The organism is Rugamonas brunnea (assembly GCF_014042345.1).
In the GTDB taxonomy this organism is placed as follows: Bacteria; Pseudomonadota; Gammaproteobacteria; order Burkholderiales; family Burkholderiaceae_D; genus Rugamonas; species Rugamonas brunnea.
Genome location: NZ_JACEZT010000074.1, coordinates 1 through 255 on the forward strand (window position 1 = coordinate 1; position 255 = coordinate 255).

A 255-nucleotide genomic window follows, 5' to 3' on the forward strand; every position below is an offset into this window, starting at 1 on the left:
TGGTTGGACTCGAACCAACGACCCCCGCGTTATCAACACGGTGCTCTAACCAGCTGAGCTACAGCCCCAAATGCTGTTCTTCTTAATTACAGTCGATAAGTGTGAACGCTTGAGGATGATCCGAAGATCAGTGCGACTCTAGAAAGGAGGTGATCCAGCCGCACCTTCCGATACGGCTACCTTGTTACGACTTCACCCCAGTCACGAATCCTACCGTGGTAAGCGCCCTCCTTGCGGTTAAGCTACCTACTTCTG

General features: G+C 52.2%; 1 rRNA gene. It reads right to left on the minus strand.

Features of this window, described 5'->3' with window-relative positions:
• Window positions 1–142: 142 nt before the first annotated feature.
• A 16S ribosomal RNA gene (locus H3H37_RS26360) occupies window positions 143–255 on the minus strand; the annotation flags it as partial.